7 protein-coding genes and 1 pseudogene are annotated in these 6974 nt (G+C 43.1%); 5 read left to right on the top strand and 3 right to left on the bottom strand.

Annotation, left to right across the window (positions count from 1 at the left end):
• The 3 genes and pseudogenes from DWX28_RS19825 to DWX28_RS05165 all read left to right on the top strand — a co-directional run.
• Window positions 1-385: pseudogene (locus DWX28_RS19825) on the top strand (IS200/IS605 family accessory protein TnpB-related protein); the annotation flags it as partial.
• A 364-nt stretch (window positions 386-749) separates the two neighbouring features.
• On the top strand, window positions 750-1283 hold the full coding sequence (locus DWX28_RS05170) for a TetR/AcrR family transcriptional regulator (protein WP_022213918.1): 534 nt from the start codon (window positions 750-752) through the stop codon (window positions 1281-1283).
• Between the two features lie 41 nt (window positions 1284-1324).
• Window positions 1325-2197 (top strand): DegV family protein, encoded by an 873-nt coding sequence (locus tag DWX28_RS05165; RefSeq protein ID WP_022213917.1) that lies wholly within the window; start codon window positions 1325-1327, stop codon window positions 2195-2197.
• 11 nt (window positions 2198-2208) lie between these two features.
• On the opposite strand, the gene DWX28_RS05160 is transcribed toward DWX28_RS05165, so the two are convergent.
• Window positions 2209-2613 (bottom strand): MerR family transcriptional regulator, encoded by a 405-nt coding sequence (locus tag DWX28_RS05160; RefSeq protein ID WP_022213916.1) that lies wholly within the window; start codon window positions 2611-2613, stop codon window positions 2209-2211.
• A 79-nt stretch (window positions 2614-2692) separates the two neighbouring features.
• On the opposite strand from DWX28_RS05160, the gene DWX28_RS05155 reads away from it, so the two are divergent.
• Both DWX28_RS05155 and DWX28_RS05150 read left to right on the top strand, forming a co-directional pair.
• Entirely contained in the window at window positions 2693-3817 is a 1125-nt protein-coding gene (locus tag DWX28_RS05155) for a DUF362 domain-containing protein (RefSeq protein ID WP_118252067.1), read from the top strand.
• Window positions 3818-3966: 149 nt separating this feature from the next.
• Window positions 3967-5340: a sodium-dependent transporter gene (locus DWX28_RS05150; RefSeq protein ID WP_118252066.1), complete on the top strand. Its 1374-nt coding sequence runs from the start codon at window positions 3967-3969 to the stop codon at window positions 5338-5340.
• 36 nt (window positions 5341-5376) lie between these two features.
• On the opposite strand, the gene DWX28_RS05145 is transcribed toward DWX28_RS05150, so the two are convergent.
• Window positions 5377-6231, bottom strand: coding sequence for a YitT family protein (locus DWX28_RS05145; RefSeq protein ID WP_022213913.1), 855 nt, complete (start codon window positions 6229-6231; stop codon window positions 5377-5379).
• Between the two features lie 32 nt (window positions 6232-6263).
• Entirely contained in the window at window positions 6264-6824 is a 561-nt protein-coding gene (locus DWX28_RS05140) for a prolyl-tRNA synthetase associated domain-containing protein (protein WP_022213912.1), read from the bottom strand.
• Window positions 6825-6974: the final 150 nt, after the last annotated feature.

Below are 6974 nucleotides of genomic sequence, written 5' to 3'. Positions count from 1 at the left end.
GAAAAAGAAACAGAAACTGCATCTGTGGAGAAAACGGGATATCCAGAAACGCTGTGAACATCAGGCACACAGAAACAGAATGCGGATATCGAGGATCTGTGCATGGAATACCAGCAGGCTTGCGTATGATGGAACCGGAACAGTTATCCGTGATCCGGGAAACCACAGCCTGTGTGTATTCCAGACAGGAAAACGATATAATTGTGACTTATCAGCATCGTACAATATTGGAGCAAGATACTTTATCAGAGAACTTTTAAAACCCCTTCCGGTAACGGAAAGGTCTTTGCTGGAGGCAAAAGTCCCTGCAGTAAAGCGTAGAACCTCATGTGTTTATGCAGATCTGAGAAAACTCAGTTCAGAAATGAACTTAAGAGCAGCATAAATGCAGGCAGATATACAGCGGACTACCTGTTATGTGGGAACCTGCCGTATCCGGCATGGAAAATGCACGTAATTGTGCACCTAAGTTACAGGCGTATCTGCCGATATTTAGTCTGACGCCTAAAGCGTCTGGAAGCACGTGACTTCAGTCATGTGAGGATAGAGTTTTTAATTCACAAAATAAGCAGAACTTTAGAGGTCAGGGAAAATTCGAACATGAAATTTTCCTGACTTTTTTCATTTCTTGACAGATGTATTTTCTGGTGATACAATACAGTTCTTTGGTGAAACAAAATGTAACATATATGAATCGAAATATAACTATTCAACATAACCATGCTGACAAGCTCAGAGAAGGACAGGATATGAACAAGAAAGAAAATCATTCTGTAAAAAGTGAAATAGAACAGGCACTTCTCCGTCTTATGACACAGAAATCCTATCTGGACATTACTGTAACAGATATTGTACAGGAAGCGAAGGTTGCGAGGGTTTCTTTTTACAGGAATTTCGCTTCTATTTCGGAAGTGCTGGACAGTATCGCAGATGCAACTGCAGAAAAACTGAATATAGAATTCCTGCCGCTGCTGGATACAACAGATGAACGAAAACTGCGGGAATATCTGTTTAATTATTTTTATCAGATATCACTGAATTACAAAGAGATGTGGGCAATTCGTGGACTGAACATGGATCTTTTTACAAAACGTCTCGGAGAAAAGATTCACGAAAAACGTAAAGCGATCGAATCAGAAGATTCGGATATGTCCGAGAAATACGGATGGGTCGTAAAACTTTGCATATTGGATGGAGTTTCCAGACGATGGCTTATAGATGGGTTAAAAGAAACTCCGGAAGAGATGATCAATTACGTAATGCCGATCATTAAGACGTTATAGAAATACAGGTTAAAAGACAGAATATGAAGGAAGAAGATAATATGAAGAAAACAGGAATCATGACAGACAGTCACAGTGGAATTTTGAACGAAGAAGCAGAAAGACTTGGAATCAAGGTGCTTCCGATGCCGTTTTACATCGGAGAAAAAGTATATCGTGAAGGCGTAGATCTTTCCAGAGATGAATTTTATGACATGCTTCGAAAGGGTGTAGATGTGTCCACATCTCAGCCGTCACCAGTAGAAGTACTGGATATGTGGAAAGAAATGCTGAAAGAATATGAAGAAATCGTCTATATCCCGCTCAGCAGTGCATTAAGCGGCTCCTGTATGGCTGCACAGGCAATGGCAAATGAAGATGCATTTGCCGGCAAAGTATTTGTCGTAGACAATGGTCGTGTAGCAACACCAATGCATCGTTCCGTCCTTGATGCAGTAGAAATGGCAGAAAAAGGTTACAGCGCAGCCGAAATCAAGAAAATCCTCGAAGAGACCAGAGAAAAAATGACTATTTACATTGGCCTCAGCACTCTGGAATACCTCAAAAAAGGTGGAAGAGTCAGCTCCATGACAGCCCTGGCAGCAGATGTCCTGAACATCAAACCAGTCATGCACTTCAGCACAGGAACCCTCGATACCTACCAGAAATGCCGCGGTATGAAGAAGTCCCGCAAAGTCATGATCGATGCGATGAAACATGAACTGGAAACCAATTTCCGTGAAGAATACGCTGCCGGAAAAGTATATCTGATGGCAGCCTCAAGCAGTACTGACGAAGCAACAGAAGAATGGGTAAACCAGATCAAAGAAAGTTTCCCGGGAATGGAAGTCATGTGCGACAAACTCTCTTTCGGTCTTTCATGTCACATTGGACCGGATGGACTTGGTATCGGATGCACCTGTAAGCCGGTGTAAAGTAAAAAAATTCACTCGTCTTCCCACACAGGCAGCGGCAGATCGTTTTCCAGTGCATGTTTGATCGCTTTGTAATGTTTTACTTTGTGATGAACATGTGCAGAGTCTTTCTGAAGCTGCCTGAGTTTCTCATCTACCTGTTTTTCCTGGTCTTCCAGAAGACGGATGATGGCATCAATGTGCTGAGCTTCGTCCGTCTCATATTCAAAAAATTTCCGAAGCTGTGGAATTGTCATACCGGTACGTTTAAAACAGTTGATGCAGTTGAGACGTTCAATATGCTCTTCTGTGTAGATCCGCTGACCGGAAGAAGACTTTTCTACATTGGGGAGTAAGCCTTCACTTTCGTAATAACGCAGTGTAGAAGCCGGAAGTGAAAAAAGTTCAGATATTTCACGGATTGTATAAGTTTGCATGTGAATTCCTCCTTGACTTCAAGTATACTTGAAGTGCTATTCTTTTGTAAAGACAAATCATTTTCAGGAGGGATTCAAAATGGAGAAATCTACTGTTTATTTTACAGATTTTCGATGTCCGGTAGGAACAAGCCAGCTTGATAAGCTGAGGAAGCTCTGTATCGCAGCCGGTATCAAGGACATTGATATGGATGGAAAATTTGTAGCGATCAAAATGCATTTTGGTGAATTGGGAAACATGGCTTTTCTTCGCCCAAATTATGCAAAAGCAGTTGCAGATTTGTGTAAGGAGCAGGGTGGTATGCCGTTTCTGACGGACTGTAATACACTGTATCCGGGAAGCAGAAAGAATGCCCTGGAACATCTGGATTGTGCAAATCTGAATGGTTTTAACACGATCACAACAGGCTGTCAGATCATCATTGGAGATGGACTGCGTGGAACAGATGAAGTAGAAGTTCCGGTTGTAAATGGAGAGTACTGTAAGACTGCGCTGATTGGACATGCGATCATGGATGCAGATATTTTTATCAGCCTGAGCCATTTCAAAGGTCATGAGGCAACTGGATTTGGCGGTGCACTCAAGAATATTGGCATGGGCTGTGGAAGCCGCGCGGGAAAAATGCAGCAGCATGCAAGTGGAAAACCGGCAATCAATGAAGACGTCTGTCGTGGCTGCCGCCGCTGTGCAAAAGAATGCGGAAGTGACGCAATTACTTATGTAAACAAAAAAGCCGTGATCGATTATGATAAATGCAAGGGCTGTGGACGCTGTATCGGAGCCTGCAGTTTTGATGCTGTATACAATCCGAACAGCAGTGCAAATGAACTTCTTGACCGCAAGATGGCAGAATATGCACAGGCAGTCTGTCACGGACGCCCACATTTCCATATCGCGCTGGTTCAGGATATCAGCCCGAACTGTGACTGTCATGGAGAGAACGATGCACCGATCCTTCCGGATATCGGAATGTTTGCAAGCTTTGATCCGGTCGCTCTGGATCAGGCATGTGCAGATGCCTGCCTCAAAGCAACACCGATCGAGAACAGCCAGCTCGGAGAACATCTGGCAGAACCTGGATGGCATTGTCATCACGATCATTTCAAAGATTCCAATCCAAACATCGAATGGAAGGCAACTCTGGATCAGGCAGAAAAGGTCGGACTTGGAACCAGAGAATATGAATTAAAGAGAGTTAAATAAAGAAAACTTACGGATTTTTACAAAAATCGGGATGCAGAAGCATAAAAATAGCTTCTGCATCCCTTTTTACGATATATCATTTGCTTATGATGCAAAAGCGTGATATCATCAGAAGAGTGTAGATTAAGAAAATTGGGAGAGGAAAAATTATGGACAAGCATAAGCATGAGAGAAGTACATTCTCGGGCAAGATCGGGTTTGTACTGTCTGCGGCCGGTGCTTCGGTAGGTCTTGGAAATATATGGAGATTTCCATACCTTGCAGCGAAGTATGGCGGCGGCATTTTTTTACTGGTTTACATCATCCTGGCACTGACGTTTGGTTACACGATGATCGTAGCGGAGACAGCACTCGGACGTATGACAAAGAAAAGCCCTGTAGGAGCTTTTGCAAAATTTGGTAAATCCAAATGGCTGTCATTTGGTGGATGGATCAATGCGATCATTCCGGTTCTGATCGTACCGTATTATTCTGTGATCGGTGGATGGGTGATCAAATATCTGGTGGAGTATATCAAAGGAAACAGTCAGGGACTTGCTACAGACGATTACTTTTCTACATTTATATCTGATGGAGTTTCCACAGAAGTCTGTTTTCTGTTTTTTACCCTGCTTACCCTGATGATCATTTATGCAGGCGTGCAGAACGGTGTGGAACGAGTTTCCAAGTTTATGATGCCGATCCTGGTCTTTTTGTCAGTCATTATCGTAATTTATTCTGTGACAAGACCAGGCGCACTGGAAGGCGTGAAGTACTTCCTTGTACCGAACATTAAGAACTTTTCCTGGATGACAGTTGTTGCAGCGATGGGACAGATGTTCTATTCTCTGTCAATTGCAATGGGTATCCTGGTAACATTCGGTTCTTATATGAAGAAAGACGTGTCTATCGAAGGCTCTACAACAAATGTAGAAATCTTTGACACGGCGATTGCAATGATGGCAGGTCTGATGATCATTCCGGCAGTTTTTGCTTTCTCCGGCGGCGATCCGGACACACTGCAGGCTGGTCCGGCGCTGATGTTCATCACGATTCCGAAAGTATTTGCAAGCATGGGATTCGGAACACTGGTAGGAATCCTGTTCTTTGTCCTGGTACTCTGTGCAGCACTGACAAGCTCTATTGCTCTGACAGAGAGTGCAGTTTCTACTTTCCAGGATGAGCTGAAATGGAGCCGCAGGAAATCAACCGTTCTTGTCGGAGTCATCATGATAATTCTCGGAAGCCTTTCTTCTCTGGGATATGGACCACTGGGATTTGTAAAGATTATTGGAATGCAGTTCCTTGATTTCTTTGATTTCCTGACCAACTCCGTAATGATGCCGATCGCAGCAATTGCTACCTGCCTTCTGGTATCCAGGGTTATTGGTGTAAAACGAATCGAGAAAGAAGTTCTTCTTGAAGAAAGTACTTTCCGAAGAAAAAATATTTTCAATTTTATGATTCAGTATCTCTGTCCGATCTTTGCGGCGATCATTCTGATCAGTTCCGTAGCGAATGCATTTGGATGGATTTCAATGTAAAAAACGGGGGCGAGACCATTGGTCTCGCCCCAACTTTTATACTTTTGGCTGATAACGCATATTAGACACATTATATACCGTGATAAATGCAAGTGGATCTTCTTTGTTGATGAAGTTCATCAGCTTCTGATACTCCGTCTTATCTACGATGGTGATGATCTCATTTCGTTTCTGCATATTGTAAGCACCGTATGCCTCATAAACAGTAGCTCCACTATGTAATTCATGGATAATGAAGTTTCGGAGCTCTTCTTCCTTCTTCGTGATGATGCACACACGTCGTTTAATGTTATGGTCAAAGATAAAATGATCCAGAACGATTCCGTTGAAATAAGTTCCAAGGATACTCAAAACGACAGTCTTCTTGTCATAAACAAGTGCGGCAGAAAGTGCAACGCACATGCCTGAAAGTGACATGGCCTTGCCAAGTTCCATATGCAGATATTTGTTCATGATCTTTGCAACGATGTCCAGACCGCCGGAGGATGCATTTCTGTTAAAAAGAATGCTCAGTCCTACGCTGACGACCAGGATATAGCAGAGAACATCCAGCTCCTGACTGTTGGTCATGGAACCGAAATCAGGAAAAATCTTTTCGAACAGACCAAGAAACAGAGGAAGCATGATGCTGGTATAAACAGTCTTTACACCAAACTCTTTACCGCAGGTAAAAAAACCGATGATCAGCAGTACCACATTCAGGATCATCGTGATCGCAGAAAGCGGAAGCGGCACAAAGTTGGACAAAACGATTCCAAGACCGGAAATGCTGCTGACAGAAGTATGGCTTGGAACCAGGAAAAAATATACCGCTGCGGCGATGATCGCCACGGCAATAGTCAGAATCACTGTTTCCAGTAACAGTTTTGAATAATTCAATTGTTTTTTCATGATAAGATCTCCAGGTAATAGTTTTTGAAAGATTAAGCCTGTTCTTCCGGAAGAGGAAGCTTCACCGTGATCGGAGGGTGATCGAGAGCAGGGATGATCTTGTCTGTGAAATCCTTTGTTGAGAATTTCAGGCTGGATGTGTTGATACATGGGTGACATCCGAAATATGGATCTTTGAGTACATCTTCGTCGATCAGAAGCTGGACTTTTTTCTCATGGTCGTTCATAAGACCAAGGACACTGACAGACCCGGGTGTGATGTCTAGATATTTTTCCATATATTCCGGTTTGGCGAAGGACAATCTGGCAGAACCGATCTGTGCGGAGAGATTCTTGGTCTTAAAAGGTTTGTCACCCGGCATCAGGAGCAGATAGAAGTCTGTTTCCTGGCGGTTGCACAGAAAAAGGTTTTTGCAGATCGCTGTGTCATCACCAAGGACACGGTCGATTGCCTCGCAGGCCTCCATTGTCATGGCTGCCTCGTGATCTACTCTCTGATACTCTACTCCAAGTTTATCTAAAAAATCATATACGCGGATCTCTTTGTCGAGTCTGCCATCTGTATTTTCTGGTCTTCCGTTTTGTAACTGCATTTGTTATAACTCCTTGTAAATTAACTTTTATTAGAATACATTCTTTTATATTATGGCTTGACACTCCCCACAGCTAAAGCCTTAACTTGACCCATTTTTATATTTCTTGATGGGATATGCTCTCTGGGATTCCGGCTCATCCGGACAACC

The organism is Blautia sp. AF19-10LB, from assembly GCF_003461245.1.
GTDB classification, from domain to species: domain Bacteria; phylum Bacillota; class Clostridia; order Lachnospirales; family Lachnospiraceae; genus Blautia_A; species Blautia_A intestinihominis.
This window is presented reverse-complemented; position numbering and strand designations above follow the sequence as displayed.